This window comes from Xanthomonas translucens pv. undulosa (assembly GCF_017301775.1).
GTDB classification, from domain to species: domain Bacteria; phylum Pseudomonadota; class Gammaproteobacteria; order Xanthomonadales; family Xanthomonadaceae; genus Xanthomonas_A; species Xanthomonas_A translucens.
The window spans coordinates 1527934-1543229 of the sequence record NZ_CP063993.1; the positions used below are offsets into that span (position 1 = coordinate 1527934).

Genomic DNA, 15296 nt, shown 5'->3' on the forward strand with positions numbered 1-15296 from the left:
ATCACCTGACACGCTGGCGATGCAAGATGCCGATTACTTGATTTCGACGGTCGCGCCGGCGGCCTCGAGATCCTTCTTGAACTTCTCGGAATCTTCCTTCGACACCGCTTCCTTGACGGTCTGCGGAGCACCTTCGACCAGGTCCTTCGCTTCCTTCAGGCCCAGGCCGGTGATGGCGCGGACGGCCTTGATGACTTCGACCTTCTTCTCGCCGACAGCCTTCAGGATGACGTTGAACTCGGTCTGCTCTTCGACCGGGGCGGCAGCAGCGGCCGGGCCGGCAGCGGCGACCGGGGCGGCGGCGGAGACGCCAAACTTCTCTTCGATGGCCTTGACCAGCTCCATCACTTCCATGAGGGTCTTTTCGGCGATTGCGTCGACGATCTGTTCGTTAGACAGGGACATTGTGATTACCTTTGGAATTTTTTCTGGATGAGGTTCTAGTGAACCGTTTCAGGTGTCGCGAACTTAAGCCGTTTCGGCCGGGGCGTCTTCCGCTGCGGCGGGGGCTTCTTCGCCACCACCGAGCTTGTCGCCCACAGCCTTCACCGCGCGGGCGAACATGCTCGCCGGCTCGGCGAGGACACGTGCCAGCATGGCCAGCGCCTGCTCGCGGGTCGGCAGCGATGCCAACACCTCGAGGTGAGCGGCCGGATACAGCTGGCCCCCTATCGACACGACCTTGGTCTGCAGCTTGTCGTTACCCTTGGCGAATTCCTTGATCAGACGACCGGCAGCGCCGGGTTCTTCCGTCGAGAACGCATATAGCAGCGGACCGACCAGCGCGTCCTGGACGCACTCGTATTCGGTACCGGCAACGGCACGCGAGGCCAGGGTGTTCTTGACAACACGCAAGTACACACCGGTTTCGCGCGCCTTCTTGCGCATCGCGGTCAGCTGGGCGACCGTGATGCCGGCGTACTCGGCAGCAACCAAGGAGTGAGCCTTCGCGGCAACGTCTGCCAGTTCGGCGACGACTTCTTGCTTCTGGGACAGATTGAGAGCCATTGCACTCCTCCGTTAAAGCCGGGCTCGAGGCCGATGGTTCGGGAGCCGCAGGAGCCGTGATGCGCTCTTGCCAATCCCCGATCCTCAATCCCGAATCCCTGCTTCAAACAAACTCCGCTTGCGGCTCCTGCCGCGTGCGGTCCTGGGCGGCCTCCATCCTGGATGCCGGGGACGCCGAATGGCATCCCAGTTGGTGGCCGTTCCAGACCTGGAGTGAGCGCGCTCGGGAAACCCCGAGCTGGCCTGAACCAGAAAAACTCCAGAAAGGCGGCACCATCTACGCCGGCGCGTCCCCGAGGGGACTGGATTAAGCGATCCCGCTGTACCGACGGCGACTCCTTGCCATATCGAGCTTCCGTGCCCGTCGTCGGTATGCGCCGACCGCGCCTGCGGTCTTTGACGGCTTCGCTCCGGGTTGCCCCTCGGCGACGCCTTCAAAAGGGTGGAACCGGCGCCGCCCCTCGCGGAGCGCCGCCGTATCGCGAATTACTTCAGTGACAGCGACGCCTGATCGACGGTGACGCCCGGACCCATGGTCGAGCTCACCGAGATCTTCTGCAGATAGGTGCCCTTCGAGGTCGCCGGCTTGGCCTTGACCAGGTCCAGCAGCAGCGCCTGCAGATTGTTCTTCAGCGCCTCGTCTTCGAAGCTGGCCTTGCCGATGGTGCAGTGGATGATGCCGCCCTTGTCGGTGCGGTAGCGCACCTGACCCGACTTGGCGTTCTTCACCGCTTCGGCCGGATTGGCCGACACGGTGCCGACCTTCGGGTTCGGCATCAGGCCGCGCGGGCCCAGCAGCGTGCCCAACTTGCCGACGACGCGCATCGCGTCCGGGGTGGCGATGACCACGTCGTAGTTGAGGTCGCCGGCCTGCATCTTCTCGGCCAGGTCGTCCATGCCGACGGCTTCGGCGCCAGCGGCCAGGGCTTCGTCAGCCTTGGCGCCGGCCGGGGCGAACACCGCCACGCGCACGCTCTTGCCGGTACCGGCGGGCAGCACGGTGGAACCGCGCACCTGCTGGTCGGACTTCTTGGCATCCACGCCCAGACGCACGGCCACGTCGACGGCTTCAACGAACTTGGCCTTGCTGGTGGACTTGATGATCTTCAGCGCTTCGTCGATCGAATACGCCTTGCCCGGCTGCACGGCAGCACGGATTGCTTTCTGTCGCTTGGTCTGTGCCATCGCTTAACCCTCCACCGTCAGGCCCATGCTGCGAGCGGAACCCGCAATCGTACGCACCGCCGCTTCCAGCTCGGCTGCAGTCAGGTCGGCTTCCTTCGCCTTGGCGATCTCTTCGAGCTGCTTGCGGGTGACCTTGCCGACCTTTTCGCTGTTCGGGCGCTTGGAACCGGAGGTGATGCCTGCAGCCTTCTTCAGCAGCACGCTCGCAGGAGTACTCTTGGTGATGAAGGTGAAGGTACGGTCCGAATAGGCCGTGATGATGACCGGAGTGGGCAGGCCCGGCTCCAGCTTCTGCGTGGCGGCATTGAACGCCTTGCAGAATTCCATGATGTTCAGGCCGCGCTGACCCAGCGCAGGACCGACCGGCGGCGAGGGATTGGCCTGACCGGCCTTCACCTGCAGCTTGATGTAACCGACTACTTTCTTTGCCATTTCAGTGGTCTCCGGGTGCTAGCGCCCCAACTTGCAGGCTCCCCATCGCGACGGGAAAATCACGTGTCCCGCCATCACGTTTGACGTGCGCAGAAAGCCGCCTTGCGGCGGCTTCCTGCCCTGCCAGGCGGCGAGCCTGGACAGCTAGCCGCGCAGTATAGCAGAGATTCTGGCGTCCGGCGCAGCTGCGCCGGCGCAGGCTCAGGCCTTCTCGACCTGGCCGAATTCCAGTTCCACCGGGGTGGAGCGGCCGAAGATCAGCACCGCGACGCGCAGGCGACTCTTCTCGTAGTTGACCTCCTCGACCACGCCGTTGAAGTCGTTGAACGGACCGTCGGTGACGCGGACCATCTGGCCCGGCTCGAACAGCACCTTCGGACGCGGCTTCTCCACGCCATCCTGAACGCGCTGCAGGATCGCATCGGCCTCTTCGTCGCGGATCGGCAACGGACGGTCTGCGGTACCGCCGATGAAGCCCATCACCTTCGGGGTTTCCTTGACCAGATGCCAGCTTTCGTTATCGATGCGCGGGATGCCGGCTTCTTCATGGGTCTCGATCTGCACCAGCACGTAGCCCGGGAAGAACTTGCGCTCGGAACGGCGCTTCTGGCCGGCACGCATCTCGATCACTTCCTCGGTCGGCACCAGCACGTCGCCGAAGCGCTCCTGCATCTCGTCACGCACAATGCGGTCACGCAGCGCTTGGGCCACGGACTTCTCGAAGCCTGAATAGGCGTGAACGACATACCAACGCTTCACTGCTGCACTCTCCTCAACGACTCACGAACCACTGCATCAGCTTCTGGATCAGGAAATCGAACCCGCCCAGCAGCAGACTCAGAATGATCACCACCACGATCACGACCCAGGTGGTGCGGATCGCTTCCTGACGGGTCGGCCAGACCACCTTGCGCAGTTCGAACCGGGACTCGGACACGAACTCGCGGGCTTCGCGCCCCTTGGCGGTCAGCAGGAACACCGCGGCACCCGCAACCAGGCCGACGATGACCGCCAGGCCACGCAGTGGCCCGGACCAGCTCCCCAGTTGCGTCGCACGACTCGGCTCGCCGAACCAGAACCAGACAAACAAGCCCGCAACCACCAGCAACGCAGCGATGACGTACTTGACGATATCGCCACCGGAGGAAGCAGTGGTGCCTTTGGAATGCTCGATCTTGCTGTTCATCCGACTCTTGCGGCTATGCGACCAAGGTCACTGGATAGGGTGCGGCAGATTGGCACGCCAGGAGGGACTCGAACCCCCAACCTGCGGTTTTGGAGACCGCTGCTCTGCCAATTGAGCTACTGGCGTGTAGTTACAAACGCTGCATTTCCCTTAGACGGCGAAGGCGGACCGAAGGTTCCGGCCCGCCCTTCGCTGAACCCGACGGCCGAAGCCGCCTGCACATCGTCAAACCGCGGCGACCGAAATCGCCACAGCGGGCATTACTTGATGATCTTGGCGACCACGCCGGCGCCGACGGTCCGGCCGCCTTCGCGGATCGCGAAACGCAGGCCTTCGTCCATCGCCACCGGGTTGATCAGCGTGACCACCATCTTCACGTTGTCGCCCGGCATCACCATCTCCACGCCTTCCGGCAGCTCGCACGCGCCCGTGATGTCGGTGGTGCGGAAGTAGAACTGCGGACGGTAGCCCTTGAAGAACGGGGTGTGACGGCCGCCCTCGTCCTTCGACAGCACGTAGACTTCGGCTTCGAACTCGGTGTGCGGCTTGATCGAACCCGGCTTGCACAGCACCTGGCCGCGCTCCACGTCGTCACGCTTGGTGCCGCGCAGCAGCAGACCGGCGTTGTCGCCCGCCTGACCCTGGTCCAGCAGCTTGCGGAACATTTCCACGCCGGTGACCGTGGTCTTCTGCGTGGCACGGATGCCGACGATTTCGATTTCGTCGCCCACCTTGATCACGCCGCGCTCGATACGGCCCGTCACCACGGTGCCGCGGCCGGAGATCGAGAACACGTCTTCCACCGGCATCAGGAACGGCTTGTCCACGTCGCGCTGCGGCTCCGGGATGAACGTATCCAGCGCTTCCACCAGCTTCAGGATCGACGGCACGCCGATCTCGCTCTGGTCGCCTTCCAGCGCCAGACGCGCCGAACCTTGGATGATCGGGGTGTCGTCGCCGGGGAAGTCGTACTTGCTCAGCAGCTCGCGCACTTCCATCTCGACCAGCTCGAGCAGCTCGGCGTCGTCGACCATGTCGGCCTTGTTCAAGAACACCACGATGTGCGGCACGCCGACCTGGCGCGACAGCAGGATGTGCTCGCGGGTCTGCGGCATCGGGCCGTCCGCGGCCGAACACACCAGGATCGCGCCGTCCATCTGCGCCGCACCGGTGATCATGTTCTTCACGTAGTCGGCGTGGCCCGGGCAATCGACGTGCGCATAGTGGCGGTTCGGCGATTCGTATTCCACGTGCGCGGTCGAGATCGTGATGCCGCGCGCCTTCTCTTCCGGCGCCGCGTCGATCGCGTCATAGGCCTTGAATTCGCCGCCGAAGCGCTCTGCGCCGATCTTGGTCAGCGCTGCGGTCAGCGTGGTCTTGCCGTGGTCGACGTGACCGATGGTGCCGACGTTGACGTGCGGCTTGGTGCGCTCGAACTTACCCTTGGCCATGGCTGCTTGTTCTCGGTGATCGTAGAAAGATTTTGGAGACTGAATATGGTGCTCACGAAAGGAATCGAACCTTCGACCTCCTCCTTACCAAGGAGGTGCTCTACCGACTGAGCTACGTGAGCGTAGTTCTATTGTGACACAAGCGCGTTCAATGGAGCGGGAGACGGGAATCGAACCCGCACCATCAGCTTGGAAGGCTGAGGTTCTACCGTTGAACTACTCCCGCTACGGGATGCCGCACTGCCACAACAAAAAAACTGGTGGAGGGAGGTGGATTCGAACCACCGAAGGCGTAAGCCAGCAGATTTACAGTCTGCCCCCGTTGGCCGCTTGGGTATCCCTCCAGCTACCCGTCCCGATCAGGCCGCAAGGCCAAAATCAGTACGGGGTGAAACAGCCCGCTATTCTTCCCTGACATCCCTGCCTTGTCAACAGTATTTTGACGCGATGTCGCAGGAAACGCGCCCCCCGCGCGCCGCGACTGCGGCACGGCGCGAACGCGCGCATGCGGCTCAGACGTTGAAGCGGAAATGCAGCACGTCGCCTTCCTGCACGCGGTAGTCCTTGCCCTCCAGGCGCAGCCGTCCGGCCTCGCGCGCACCGGCTTCGCCCTTGTACTTGATGAAGTCGGCGTAAGCGATAGTTTCGGCGCGGATGAAGCCCTTCTCGAAATCGGTGTGAATCACTGCGGCGGCCTGCGGCGCGGTCGAGCCGGCCTTGACCGTCCACGCGCGCACTTCCTTGACCCCGGCGGTGAAATAGGTCTGCAACCCGAGCAGCGCGTACGCCGCGCGGATCACACGGTTCAAGCCCGGCTCGGCCAGGCCCAGGTCGGCCAGGAAGGTGTCGCGGTCGGCGTCGTCCAGCTGCGACAGCTCTTCCTCGATCGCCGCCGATACCGGCACCACTTCGGCGCCCTCGGTGGCGGCGCGCGCGCGCACCGCGTCCAGGTGCGGGTTGTTCTCGAACCCGTCCTCGAGCACGTTGGCGATGTACATCACCGGCTTGAGCGTGAGCAGGAACAGATCGCGCACCAACGCCTTCTCTTCCTCGTCCAGGCCCGCGCTGCGCCCAGCCTTGCCGTCGGCCAGCGCGGTCTGCAGCTTGGCCAGCACCGGCTTGCGCGCGGCTGCGTCCTTGTCGCCGCCCTTGGCGCTGCGCTCGGCGCGGTTCAACGCCTTTTCGACGCTGTCCAGATCGGCCAGAGCCAGCTCGGTGTCGATGGTGTCGATGTCCGAGATCGGATCGACCTTGTTGTTGACGTGGATGACGTCGGCGTTCTCGAAGCAACGCACCACGTGGGTGATCGCATCGACCTCGCGGATGTGCGCCAGGAACTTGTTGCCCAGGCCTTCGCCGCTGGCCGCGCCGGCGACCAGCCCGGCGATGTCGACGAACTCGACCGCGGTCGGCACCACTTTCTGCGGATTGATGATCCTGGCCAGCTCACCCAGCCGCGGATCCGGCACCGGCACCACGCCGACGTTCGGCTCGATGGTGCAGAACGGGAAGTTGGCCGCAGCGATGCCCGCCTTGGTCAGCGCATTGAACAGCGTCGACTTGCCGACGTTGGGCAGGCCGACGATGCCGCACTTAATGCCCATTGGTGGCTCCGGGACTCGGGATTCGGGACTCGGGACTCGGCGCAAAGCCGACACGCGGTTGTTTGTACATTCGCAGCAATCCTATGTTCATGGGGTGAGACAGGGGCATGTTTCCAGGGAGTTCAGGCGTTTCGAGTCCCGAGTCCCGAGTCCAGGGTACCGACCGTATGCAACCGCTTCATCGCCTCATTGAAATCGCCCTGCACCGCCAGCGGCAGCACCGCGATGGCGGCGTCGATGGCGCGGTCGATCAGGATTTGCTCGTCCTTGCTGGCACGCCCCAATACCCAGGGGACGACCTTGTCCTTGTGCCCGGGATGGCCGATGCCGATGCGCAACCGGTGGAAGCCGGCATGCCCGAGCAGGCGAATGGTGTCGCGCAAGCCGTTCTGCCCGCCATGGCCGCCGTCGAACTTGAGCCGCGCCGTGCCCGGCGCCAGATCCAGCTCGTCGTGCGCCAGCAACGCCTGCGCCGGTTCGATCTTCCAGTAGCGCAACGCGGCGGTCACCGACTTGCCGCTGAGATTCATGAAGGTGGCCGGCTTCAGCAGCCACAGCGCCTGCCCGGCCACGTCGACCTTGGCGGTTTCGCCGAACAGCTTGGCGTCCACGTTCCAGCGCGCGCCGGCCCGCTCGGCCAGATGTTCGACAAAACGAAACCCGGCGTTATGCCGGGTGTTCGCGTGTTCGGCTCCGGGATTGCCCAGACCGACGATCAGACGCAGACCAGTCATGCCGCAGCATCGCCGCAGCGCCCGAACCACACGGCCCGGGCGCTGCGCAGGCGATTATTTGCCGTCCTTCTTCGCCGGCTCGACCGCAGCCGGAGCCTCGGTCGCTTCCGGCTCGACCTCGATCTGGCCGTGCTTGGCGATGACCACCGCCACGTCGTGCTCCTTGCCCAGCTTCAACTCCGGCAGCTCGACGCCGGCCGGCAGCTTCAGGTCGGACAGATGGATCACGTCGCCGACGGACAGCGCGGACAGGTCGACTTCGACGAACTCCGGCAGGTCCTTCGGCAGGCACACCACCTGGATCTCGTTCAACTCATGGGTGACGACCACTTCGACCGACTTGCCGGCCGGCGAGGCGTCCTCGTTGAGGAAGTGCAGCGGCACCGAGGCGTGCAGCGCCTCGTTGTCGTTCACGCGCTGGAAGTCGATGTGCAGGATCAACTGCTTGAACGGGTGGCGCTGCATATCGCGCAGCAGCACCTTCTGGATGTCGCCGTTCAGGCTCAGGCTCAGGATCGACGAATAGAACCAGTCGTTCTGGCTGGCGAGCCAGACTTCGTTGTGGTTGAGCTGGATGTTGACCGGCTTCAGTTCGCCACCGTAGACGATGGCGGGGATCAGGCCGTCGCGACGGAGGCGGCGGCTCGCACCCTTACCCTCGACCTCGCGGCGCTGAACCTTGATTTCATGTGTGGTTGCCATTTGCGTTTACTACCTTGGTTGAATGAACCGCCTCGCGGCAGTTTTGAGGACTCTTCCGCGACCAGAAGAGTCTGTGAAGCCGGGAGCGGGGAATCGGGAATAGAGCATCGGACAGCGCGACACTGCGCCGTTGCGGCTCCCTATTCCCGATGCCCCATTCCCAGCCTTAATCCACGTACAACGAACTCACCGACTCGCCGAAGGCGATGCGGCGAATGGTTTCGGCCAGCAGCTCGGCGACGCTGAGCTGGCGGATCTTGTTGCAGCCGCGCGCGGCGTCCGACAGCGGGATGGTGTCGGTGACGACCAGCTCGTCGAGCTGCGAGTTGGTGATGTTGCTGACCGCCGGGCCGGACAGCACCGGGTGGGTGCAGTATGCGGCGACCTTCAGCGCGCCCTGCGCCTTCAGCGCGGCCGCGGCGGCGCACAGGGTGCCGGCGGTATCGACGATGTCGTCGACCAGCACGCAGGTCTTGCCTTCGACGTCGCCGATGATGTTCATCACCGTGGACACATTGGCGCGCGGACGGCGCTTGTCGATGATCGCCAGGTCGGCGTCGTCCAGGCGCTTGGCCACGGCGCGGGCGCGGACCACGCCACCCACGTCCGGCGACACCACGATCAGGTTGTCGGTGCCGTAGGCGCGCCAGATGTCGGCCAACAGCAGCGGCGAGGCGTAGACGTTGTCGACCGGGATATCGAAGAAGCCCTGGATCTGGTCGGCGTGCAGGTCCACGGTCAGCACGCGGTCGGCGTTGACCGCGGTGAACATCTTCGCCGCGACCTTGGCGGTGATCGGCACGCGCGAGGAGCGCATGCGCCGGTCCTGCCGCGAGTAGCCGAAGTACGGCACCACCGCGGTGACGCTGGCGGCGCTGGCGCGCTTGAGCGCGTCGATCAGCACCAGCAGCTCCATCAGGTTCTCCGCGCTGGGCGCGCAGGTCGGCTGGATCACGAACACTTCCTGCCGGCGCACGTTCTCCTCGATCTCCACCTGCACTTCGCCATCGGAGAAGCGCGACACCATCGCCTTGCCCGCCCGCACGCCCAGCTCCTTGCAGATGCTCTTGGCAAGCGGCTTGTTGGCATTGCCGGAGAACACCAGCAGGTTACGTTGATCTTGCATGAGGAGTGTCTCGAGCGGCGGCGGCGAAGAATGTGCAACGAAGAAACAGCATGGAACCGAAAAAACCAGGCGAAGCGAAGCTCTTACCTGTTGACCCCCCGCACATGGATGTGCGGGCTTTTGCAGAGGGATCTGCATACACAAATGGCAGGGGCGGTAGGATTCGAACCTACGAATGCCAGGATCAAAACCTGGTGCCTTGGGCCTCTTGGCGACGCCCCTGCATGAAACTGTTGCTATGCCTCCAGCGCGTCGAGCAGCGGCGAGCGGGTCACGCCGCCAGCCACCCAGGCGCGCAACCCATCCGGCAAGACCGCCAGCGCGCGCACGGCGGCAGCGCGATCGGCGAACTCGACGAAACACCCGCTCCCCGACCCGGTAAGCCGCGGCGTGCCGATCTGCGCAAGCGCCTGGAACGCGGCCTGGATGGCGGGTTCGCGGCGGAGCAGCACCGGCTCGAACGCATTGCCGAGCAGGAAACCTGAAACGAAGTCAGCTATTTTCGCGGGCGCGGCATCCCGCGTCAAATCCGCGGCCTGGAACAACGCCGCGGTGGGCACGTGAACCGCCGGATCGGCCAACACATACCAGGCCGGCGGCAGGCGCAACGCGGTCAGCCGCTCGCCCACGCCCTCGGCCCAGGCATCGCGGCCGCGCACGAACACCGGCACATCCGCGCCCAGCGCCAGGCCCAGGCCGGCCAGCGCGTCCTCGTCCAGTGCAGCGCGCCACAACGCATTCAGCGCGACCAGCGCGGTCGCCGCGTCGGACGATCCGCCACCGAAACCACCACCCACCGGAATGCGTTTTTCGACGCGGATATCCACGCCTTGCGCGATTTTGGCTTCTTTTTGCAGAAGAAGCGCGGCACGCACCAACAGGTCGTCGGCCTCGGCGACACCGGCGACGGAGGCGCCGCGCCGCGCCACCACGCCATCGTCGCGCACGCGCAGATGCACGGTATCGCCCCAGTCGAGCAGGCGGAACACGGTCTGCAGATCGTGGTAGCCGTCGGCGCGGCGGCCGGTGATCTGCAGAAACAGGTTCAGCTTCGCCGGCGCCGGCCAGGCCGACCAGCCACGCTCTCCCACCACGCTCATGGCGCGACGAAGCCCCACTGGTCCAGCAGCAGGCGCACCTTGGCGTCGCCGTTGCGCGCCTCGATGCGTCGCGGCAGGGTCGGACGGCCGTCGCTGGGCGGATACCATTCCTGGAACTGGATCTCCCAGCCCATCTGCCGCAGCGCCTGCGGACGCCCTTCAGCGTCGTAGCTCACCTGCTCCGGTGCGCCGGCGTCCACCGCAACCTGTCCGCGCACCCAGTCCGGCAGCAGATTGACCGGAATCTCCCAACCAGTGGCCTCGAGCAGCAGCTGCTGCGCGTCCTCGCCCGCGCGCGGACCGCCTTCCAATCCCTCCAGACGGCCGCCGCCACGCTGGCTGTCGCCGCTCAGGCGCCAGCTCTGGCGGGTCACCGGCGCGCTGAGTTCGACCTGGTACTGCCGCCGCTGCTGCGCCCAGTCGATGCGCCCGCTGCCGCCATTGCGGCCCTTGGTGATCGCCACCCGGCCCTGGAACGACCAGTTCGGATGCGCGGCCAGCCAGGCGCCGCGGGCCGATTCGGCCTGCCGCGCGGCGTCGCTCAGCGGCGCGCTCGCGGCCGGCGGCGCCTGCCGCGGCGCCAGCGTGCTGCAGCCGGCCAGCGCCAGCAGAGCCGTCAGCGCCAAGCCCGCGCGCAGCGCCGACCTCACGGCGCGACCTTTTCCATCGCCCGCTGCAGCGCGCGATTCTTCGGATCGAGCTTGCGCGCCTCGTCGAAGTATTTGGTTGCCTCGTCGTGCTTGCCCTGCTCCCACAGCACCTGACCGATGTGCGCGGCGATCTCCGGATCCTTGAACAGCGTCCAGGCGCGGCGCAGCTGGACCAGGGCTTCCTGGGTCTTGCCCAGCCGGTACAGCACCCACCCGTAGCTGTCGATGATCGCGGCGTTGTCCGGATCGGCAGTACGCGCGCGGTCGATCAGCTGCAAAGCCTCGCGGTAGCGATGGGTGCGATCGGCCAGGGTGTAGCCAAGCGCATTGAGCGCGGCCACATTCTCCGGCTCGGTGACCAGGATCTTGCGCAGGTCGGCCTCGGCGCGGTCGATGCGGTCGCGCCGCTCCCAGGCCAGGCCGCGCGCGTAGAGCAGCGCGTTGTCGTCCGGATAGGCGGCCAGGCCACGCTCGAACACCTGCAGCTCGCCGGCGTCGTCGCCGCTGCGCTGGCGCAATTCCGCCTCCAGCACATAGGCGTCGCGGCGCGCGGCGTCGTCGGCATCGGCATCGTCCTGCAACGCGCGCGCATCGGCGAAGGCGGCGTCCTTCTGTCCGAGTGCGTACAGCGCGCCGACGGTGCGCAGCCGCGCCTCGTTGCGCAGCGGGCCGCCCGGCACGCCGCGATACCAGGTCACCGCTTCCTGGTAACGCTTCAGGAACTCGGCGATCTTGCCGAGCAGCAGGCGCCGCTCCGGATCGGGCTGCGCGGACTCCTTGCTCAGTTCTGCGTACAGCGCGCTCAGCGCCGCGTTGTCCTGCAGCTTGGCCAGCATCGAGGCGCGCAGGCCGTAGTTCTGGGTGTCCTGCGGGCCGAGCGCCAGCACCCGCGCCGCCGCGGCAGTGTCGCCGATCGCGTCGTAGGCGTAGGCCAGCGCACCGCGCAGTTCCGGGTCGCGCGGCGCTTTCGGCTCCACGCCCTGCAGCAGCGCACGCGCCTGCTCGGTCTTGCCGGCCTGCTGCAGCTGAGTGGCATGCAGCAGGGCCACCCGCGGTTCTTCCGGGAAGCGCTTGACCAGTTGATCGACGATGCGCTCGGCCAGCTTCGGCTGCTCCAGGCGCAGCGCCAGGCGCCCGAACTCCTGCCAGGCCTCGAGCTGGTCGGGGATGGCGTTGGCGTCGAGCAACTGGTCCAGCACCTTGGCCGCCACTTCCGGATCGCGGTTGCCGCTGACCAGCGCCACCAGCGCATAGCGCCAGCCGCGCGGGTCCTTGTCGCGCAGCAGCGCCACCAGCAGCCCGCGCGCCTGGCGCAGGTTGCCGATGCGCAGCGCCAGCGAGGCCTCGGCGCTGCGCATCGGCAGCGATTCCGGCGCACGCTGGCGCCACAGCGCCAGGGCCTGGGTCGCGGCCGCGTTGTCGTTGGCCAGCATCGCGATGCGGGTCGCGCGTTCGGCCAGGCCGGCATCGCCGGGGGCGTCGTTCGCCGCCTGCAGGTACCAGTGCGAGGCATCGGCCAGCTGCCCGGCCTGCAGTGCGAACTCGCCGGCCAGCACCGGCGTCAGCGAGGACGAAGCGGCGCTCGGCGCCCGCTTGGCGGTGGTCGCCGGCATGGCCGCCGCGCCCCCGGTGGCGGGCAGCGCGGCGAGCGCGGAAAGCAATAGAACGGTACGGATGCGAATCAATGCGGGCATCGGGGGCAACCGGGCCGTAAAATGGGGCCCTGAATGGCCAGCAGCTTATCGCAAGCAACTGAACAGATGACGTTGTGGGTGCTCGGATTGAACCACCAGACCGCGCCGGTCGACCTGCGCGAACGGGTGGCGTTCGCCGGCGATGCTCTACCGCGCGCGTTGCAGTCGCTGCGCGCCTTGCCCAACGTCGCCGAGGCCGCCTTGCTGTCCACCTGCAACCGCACCGAGCTGTACGCGATCGCCGACGACGCGCAGAGCCTGGCCGACTGGCTGGATTCGCACGCGGCCGGCCTGCACGGCTACCTGTACCAGCACCAGGACGCCGACGCGGTGCGGCATCTGTTCCGCGTCGCCACCGGGCTGGACTCGATGGTGCTGGGCGAGCCGCAGATCCTCGGCCAGGTGAAAGATGCCTGGGCGCTGGCGCGCGCACACGGAGCGATGGGCAACCGCCTGGACCGGCTGTTCCAGCAGACCTTCTCGGTGGCCAAGCGCGCGCGCACCGATACCCGGGTCGGTGCCAATCCGGTGTCGGTGGCCTCCACCGCGGTGCGCCTGGCGCAGAATTCCTTCGCCCGGCTCAGCGAATCGACGGTGCTGCTGGTCGGTGCCGGCGAGACCATCGAACTGGCCGCCAGGCACCTGAGCGAAGGCCGCGTGCGGCGCCTGCTGATCGCCAACCGCACCCTCGCCCACGCTCAGGAGCTGGCCAGCCGGCATGGCGGCGTGGCGCTTCCGCTGAGCGAGCTGGAACGGCACCTGCAGGAAGCCGACGTGGTGTTCTCGGCCACCGCCGCGCGCGAACCGGTGGTGACCCGGGCGCAGGTCGAGCAGGCGCTGCGCGCGCGCAAGCACAAGCCGATGCTGCTGTTCGACCTGGCGGTGCCGCGCGACATCGAGGCCGGCGTGGCCGAGCTGGCCGATGCCTATCTGTACACCGTGGACGACCTGGAACGCGCGGTCGAGGACAATCGCCGCGGCCGCCGCGAAGCGGCCGAGGCGGCCGACGCGATCATCGACCTGCAGGTGTTGCGCTACATCGAGACGCTGCAGGCCAGCACCCGCCAGGCGTCGCTCAAGCGCCTGCGCGCGCACGGCGACAGCACCCGCGACGACGTGCTGGCCAAGGCGCGGCAGCAACTGGCCAACGGCAAGCCGGCCGACGAGGTGCTGGAATTCCTCGCCAACACCCTGACCAACCGCCTGCTGCATCCGCCCACCGCGGCGCTGCGCGAGGCGGCACTGCGCGGCGATGCCGAGCTGGCCCGCGCAGCCGAGCGCCTATTCCCGGAAAAGCCGGGCTATTTCCATCCCATTCTGAAGACCGATGACACCGACCCTGCGCCGTAAGCTGGAGGCGCTGGCCGAGCGTCGCGAAGAACTCGAACGCCTGCTGTCCGATCCCGAGGTGGTGAGCGACAACGCGCGCTTCCGCGATTACTCTCGCGAATTCGCGCAGTTGGAGCCGGTCGCCGCCGCGCTGGCCGACGAGGCCGCGGCCAAGGCCGACCTGGCCGCGGCCGAGACGATGCGCGCCGATCCGGAACTGCGCGAACTGGCCGAGGAGGAAATCGCCGCCGCCCACGCGCGGCTGCTCGCGCTGGACGAACAGCTGGCGCTGCTGCTGGTGCCGCGCGATCCGCGCGACGACGGCAACCTGTTCCTGGAAGTGCGCGCCGGCACCGGCGGCGACGAGGCGGCGATCTTCGCTGGCGACCTGTTCCGGATGTACGCGCGCTACGCCGAACGCCAGGGCTGGAAGGTGGAGGTGGAGTCGGACAGCCCCGGCGAGCACGGCGGCTACAAGGAGATCGTGGCGCGCATCGTCGGCCGCGGCGCCTATTCCAAGCTCAAATTCGAATCCGGCACGCACCGCGTGCAGCGGGTGCCGGCGACCGAATCGCAGGGCCGCATCCACACCTCGGCGGCGACGGTGGCAATCATCCCCGAGGCCGACGATGTGGAAGAGATCGCGATCAATCCGGCCGACCTGAAGGTGGACACGTTCCGCTCCTCCGGCGCCGGCGGCCAGCACGTCAACAAGACCGAATCGGCGATCCGCATCACCCATGTGCCGAGCGGGGTGGTGGTCGAATGCCAGACCGAGCGCAGCCAGCACGCCAACCGCGACAAGGCGATGAAGCGGCTGAAGGCGCAGCTGCTCGACGCCGAGCGCAGCAAGCAGGCCGCGGCCGAAGCGCAGGACCGCAAGCTGCAGGTCGGCAGCGGCGACCGCAGCCAGCGCATCCGCACCTACAGCTTCCCGCAGGGCCGCATCACCGACCACCGGGTCGAAGGCCTGACCCTGTACGACCTGTCGAACGTGATCGAAGGCGATCTCGACGCGCTGATCCAGCGCCTGAGCCATGAGCACCAGGTGGACGAACTGGCGCGGCTGAGCGACAGCCCATGAGCCGGCGCGTG

Annotated in this window: 16 protein-coding genes and 5 tRNA genes; 2 read left to right on the plus strand and 19 right to left on the minus strand. The window is 66.7% G+C overall.

What is annotated here, in order from left to right:
- Positions 1 to 33: 33 nt before the first annotated feature.
- The 19 genes from rplL to ISN38_RS06505 form a co-directional block, all read right to left on the minus strand.
- Positions 34 to 405: a 50S ribosomal protein L7/L12 gene (gene rplL / locus ISN38_RS06415; protein ID WP_003469142.1), complete on the minus strand. Its 372-nt coding sequence runs from the start codon at positions 403 to 405 to the stop codon at positions 34 to 36.
- A gap of 63 nt (positions 406 to 468) precedes the next feature.
- A complete protein-coding gene (gene rplJ, locus ISN38_RS06420; protein ID WP_003469139.1) occupies positions 469 to 1008 on the minus strand; it encodes a 50S ribosomal protein L10 in 540 nt (179 codons plus the stop codon).
- Between the two features lie 486 nt (positions 1009 to 1494).
- A complete protein-coding gene (gene rplA / locus ISN38_RS06425; protein WP_003469135.1) occupies positions 1495 to 2193 on the minus strand; it encodes a 50S ribosomal protein L1 in 699 nt (232 codons plus the stop codon).
- Between the two features lie 3 nt (positions 2194 to 2196).
- Positions 2197 to 2625 carry a 50S ribosomal protein L11 gene (gene rplK / locus ISN38_RS06430; protein ID WP_003469132.1) on the minus strand — a complete coding sequence of 143 codons (429 nt, stop codon included), beginning with the start codon at positions 2623 to 2625 and terminating at the stop codon, positions 2197 to 2199.
- 201 nt (positions 2626 to 2826) lie between these two features.
- The gene (nusG, locus tag ISN38_RS06435) at positions 2827 to 3384 is read right to left on the minus strand and encodes a transcription termination/antitermination protein NusG (protein ID WP_003469129.1); all 558 of its coding nucleotides are present in this window, start codon (positions 3382 to 3384) and stop codon (positions 2827 to 2829) included.
- A gap of 13 nt (positions 3385 to 3397) precedes the next feature.
- Complete coding sequence (gene secE, locus ISN38_RS06440) at positions 3398 to 3811, minus strand: preprotein translocase subunit SecE (RefSeq protein ID WP_003469122.1); 414 nt, start codon at positions 3809 to 3811, stop codon at positions 3398 to 3400.
- Positions 3812 to 3861: 50 nt separating this feature from the next.
- Positions 3862 to 3937 (minus strand) — tRNA-Trp (locus ISN38_RS06445).
- Positions 3938 to 4071: 134 nt separating this feature from the next.
- On the minus strand, positions 4072 to 5262 hold the full coding sequence (tuf, locus tag ISN38_RS06450) for an elongation factor Tu (RefSeq protein ID WP_047324579.1): 1191 nt from the start codon (positions 5260 to 5262) through the stop codon (positions 4072 to 4074).
- 46 nt (positions 5263 to 5308) lie between these two features.
- A tRNA-Thr gene (locus tag ISN38_RS06455) sits at positions 5309 to 5384 on the minus strand.
- A gap of 30 nt (positions 5385 to 5414) precedes the next feature.
- A tRNA-Gly gene (locus ISN38_RS06460) sits at positions 5415 to 5488 on the minus strand.
- A gap of 32 nt (positions 5489 to 5520) precedes the next feature.
- A tRNA-Tyr gene (locus tag ISN38_RS06465) sits at positions 5521 to 5606 on the minus strand.
- A gap of 168 nt (positions 5607 to 5774) precedes the next feature.
- Positions 5775 to 6866, minus strand: a complete 1092-nt coding sequence (gene ychF / locus ISN38_RS06470) for a redox-regulated ATPase YchF (RefSeq protein ID WP_003471019.1) — start codon at positions 6864 to 6866, stop codon at positions 5775 to 5777.
- A gap of 122 nt (positions 6867 to 6988) precedes the next feature.
- Positions 6989 to 7600: an aminoacyl-tRNA hydrolase gene (gene pth, locus ISN38_RS06475; RefSeq protein ID WP_003471021.1), complete on the minus strand. Its 612-nt coding sequence runs from the start codon at positions 7598 to 7600 to the stop codon at positions 6989 to 6991.
- 54 nt (positions 7601 to 7654) lie between these two features.
- On the minus strand, positions 7655 to 8302 hold the full coding sequence (locus tag ISN38_RS06480) for a 50S ribosomal protein L25/general stress protein Ctc (RefSeq protein WP_003471023.1): 648 nt from the start codon (positions 8300 to 8302) through the stop codon (positions 7655 to 7657).
- 166 nt (positions 8303 to 8468) lie between these two features.
- The gene (locus ISN38_RS06485) at positions 8469 to 9428 is read right to left on the minus strand and encodes a ribose-phosphate diphosphokinase (protein ID WP_003471025.1); all 960 of its coding nucleotides are present in this window, start codon (positions 9426 to 9428) and stop codon (positions 8469 to 8471) included.
- A gap of 145 nt (positions 9429 to 9573) precedes the next feature.
- Positions 9574 to 9650: transfer RNA gene (locus ISN38_RS06490), tRNA-Gln, on the minus strand.
- A 14-nt stretch (positions 9651 to 9664) separates the two neighbouring features.
- Positions 9665 to 10528, minus strand: a complete 864-nt coding sequence (gene ispE, locus ISN38_RS06495) for a 4-(cytidine 5'-diphospho)-2-C-methyl-D-erythritol kinase (protein WP_003471026.1) — start codon at positions 10526 to 10528, stop codon at positions 9665 to 9667.
- Positions 10525 to 11178: a lipoprotein insertase outer membrane protein LolB gene (gene lolB / locus ISN38_RS06500; protein ID WP_047324578.1), complete on the minus strand. Its 654-nt coding sequence runs from the start codon at positions 11176 to 11178 to the stop codon at positions 10525 to 10527. Before lolB ends, ispE begins: the two co-directional genes overlap by 4 nt.
- Positions 11175 to 12872 (minus strand): tetratricopeptide repeat protein, encoded by a 1698-nt coding sequence (locus ISN38_RS06505; protein ID WP_047324577.1) that lies wholly within the window; start codon positions 12870 to 12872, stop codon positions 11175 to 11177. Before ISN38_RS06505 ends, lolB begins: the two co-directional genes overlap by 4 nt.
- A 66-nt stretch (positions 12873 to 12938) precedes the next feature.
- Between ISN38_RS06505 and hemA the strand changes: the two genes are divergently transcribed.
- On the plus strand, positions 12939 to 14222 hold the full coding sequence (hemA, locus tag ISN38_RS06510) for a glutamyl-tRNA reductase (RefSeq protein ID WP_206712107.1): 1284 nt from the start codon (positions 12939 to 12941) through the stop codon (positions 14220 to 14222).
- Positions 14200 to 15285 (plus strand): peptide chain release factor 1, encoded by a 1086-nt coding sequence (gene prfA / locus ISN38_RS06515; protein ID WP_206712108.1) that lies wholly within the window; start codon positions 14200 to 14202, stop codon positions 15283 to 15285. The genes hemA and prfA overlap by 23 nt, the downstream gene beginning before the upstream one ends.
- The last annotated feature ends 11 nt before the right edge of the window (positions 15286 to 15296 follow it).

What these genes read in the sequence shown, in the direction of transcription:
- rplL (WP_003469142.1), bottom strand. Translation starts at nt 405, where the DNA reads ATGTCCCTGTCTAACGAACAGATCGTCGACGCAATCGCCGAAAAGACC.
- rplJ (WP_003469139.1), bottom strand. Translation starts at nt 1,008, where the DNA reads ATGGCTCTCAATCTGTCCCAGAAGCAAGAAGTCGTCGCCGAACTGGCA.
- rplA (WP_003469135.1), bottom strand. Translation starts at nt 2,193, where the DNA reads ATGGCACAGACCAAGCGACAGAAAGCAATCCGTGCTGCCGTGCAGCCG.
- rplK (WP_003469132.1), bottom strand. Translation starts at nt 2,625, where the DNA reads ATGGCAAAGAAAGTAGTCGGTTACATCAAGCTGCAGGTGAAGGCCGGT.
- secE (WP_003469122.1), bottom strand. Translation starts at nt 3,811, where the DNA reads ATGAACAGCAAGATCGAGCATTCCAAAGGCACCACTGCTTCCTCCGGT.
- tuf (WP_047324579.1), bottom strand. Translation starts at nt 5,262, where the DNA reads ATGGCCAAGGGTAAGTTCGAGCGCACCAAGCCGCACGTCAACGTCGGC.
- ychF (WP_003471019.1), bottom strand. Translation starts at nt 6,866, where the DNA reads ATGGGCATTAAGTGCGGCATCGTCGGCCTGCCCAACGTCGGCAAGTCG.
- pth (WP_003471021.1), bottom strand. Translation starts at nt 7,600, where the DNA reads ATGACTGGTCTGCGTCTGATCGTCGGTCTGGGCAATCCCGGAGCCGAA.
- ISN38_RS06480 (WP_003471023.1), bottom strand. Translation starts at nt 8,302, where the DNA reads ATGGCAACCACACATGAAATCAAGGTTCAGCGCCGCGAGGTCGAGGGT.
- ISN38_RS06485 (WP_003471025.1), bottom strand. Translation starts at nt 9,428, where the DNA reads ATGCAAGATCAACGTAACCTGCTGGTGTTCTCCGGCAATGCCAACAAG.
- ispE (WP_003471026.1), bottom strand. Translation starts at nt 10,528, where the DNA reads ATGAGCGTGGTGGGAGAGCGTGGCTGGTCGGCCTGGCCGGCGCCGGCG.
- ISN38_RS06505 (WP_047324577.1), bottom strand. Translation starts at nt 12,872, where the DNA reads ATGCCCGCATTGATTCGCATCCGTACCGTTCTATTGCTTTCCGCGCTC.
- hemA (WP_206712107.1), top strand. Translation starts at nt 12,939, where the DNA reads ATGACGTTGTGGGTGCTCGGATTGAACCACCAGACCGCGCCGGTCGAC.
- prfA (WP_206712108.1), top strand. Translation starts at nt 14,200, where the DNA reads ATGACACCGACCCTGCGCCGTAAGCTGGAGGCGCTGGCCGAGCGTCGC.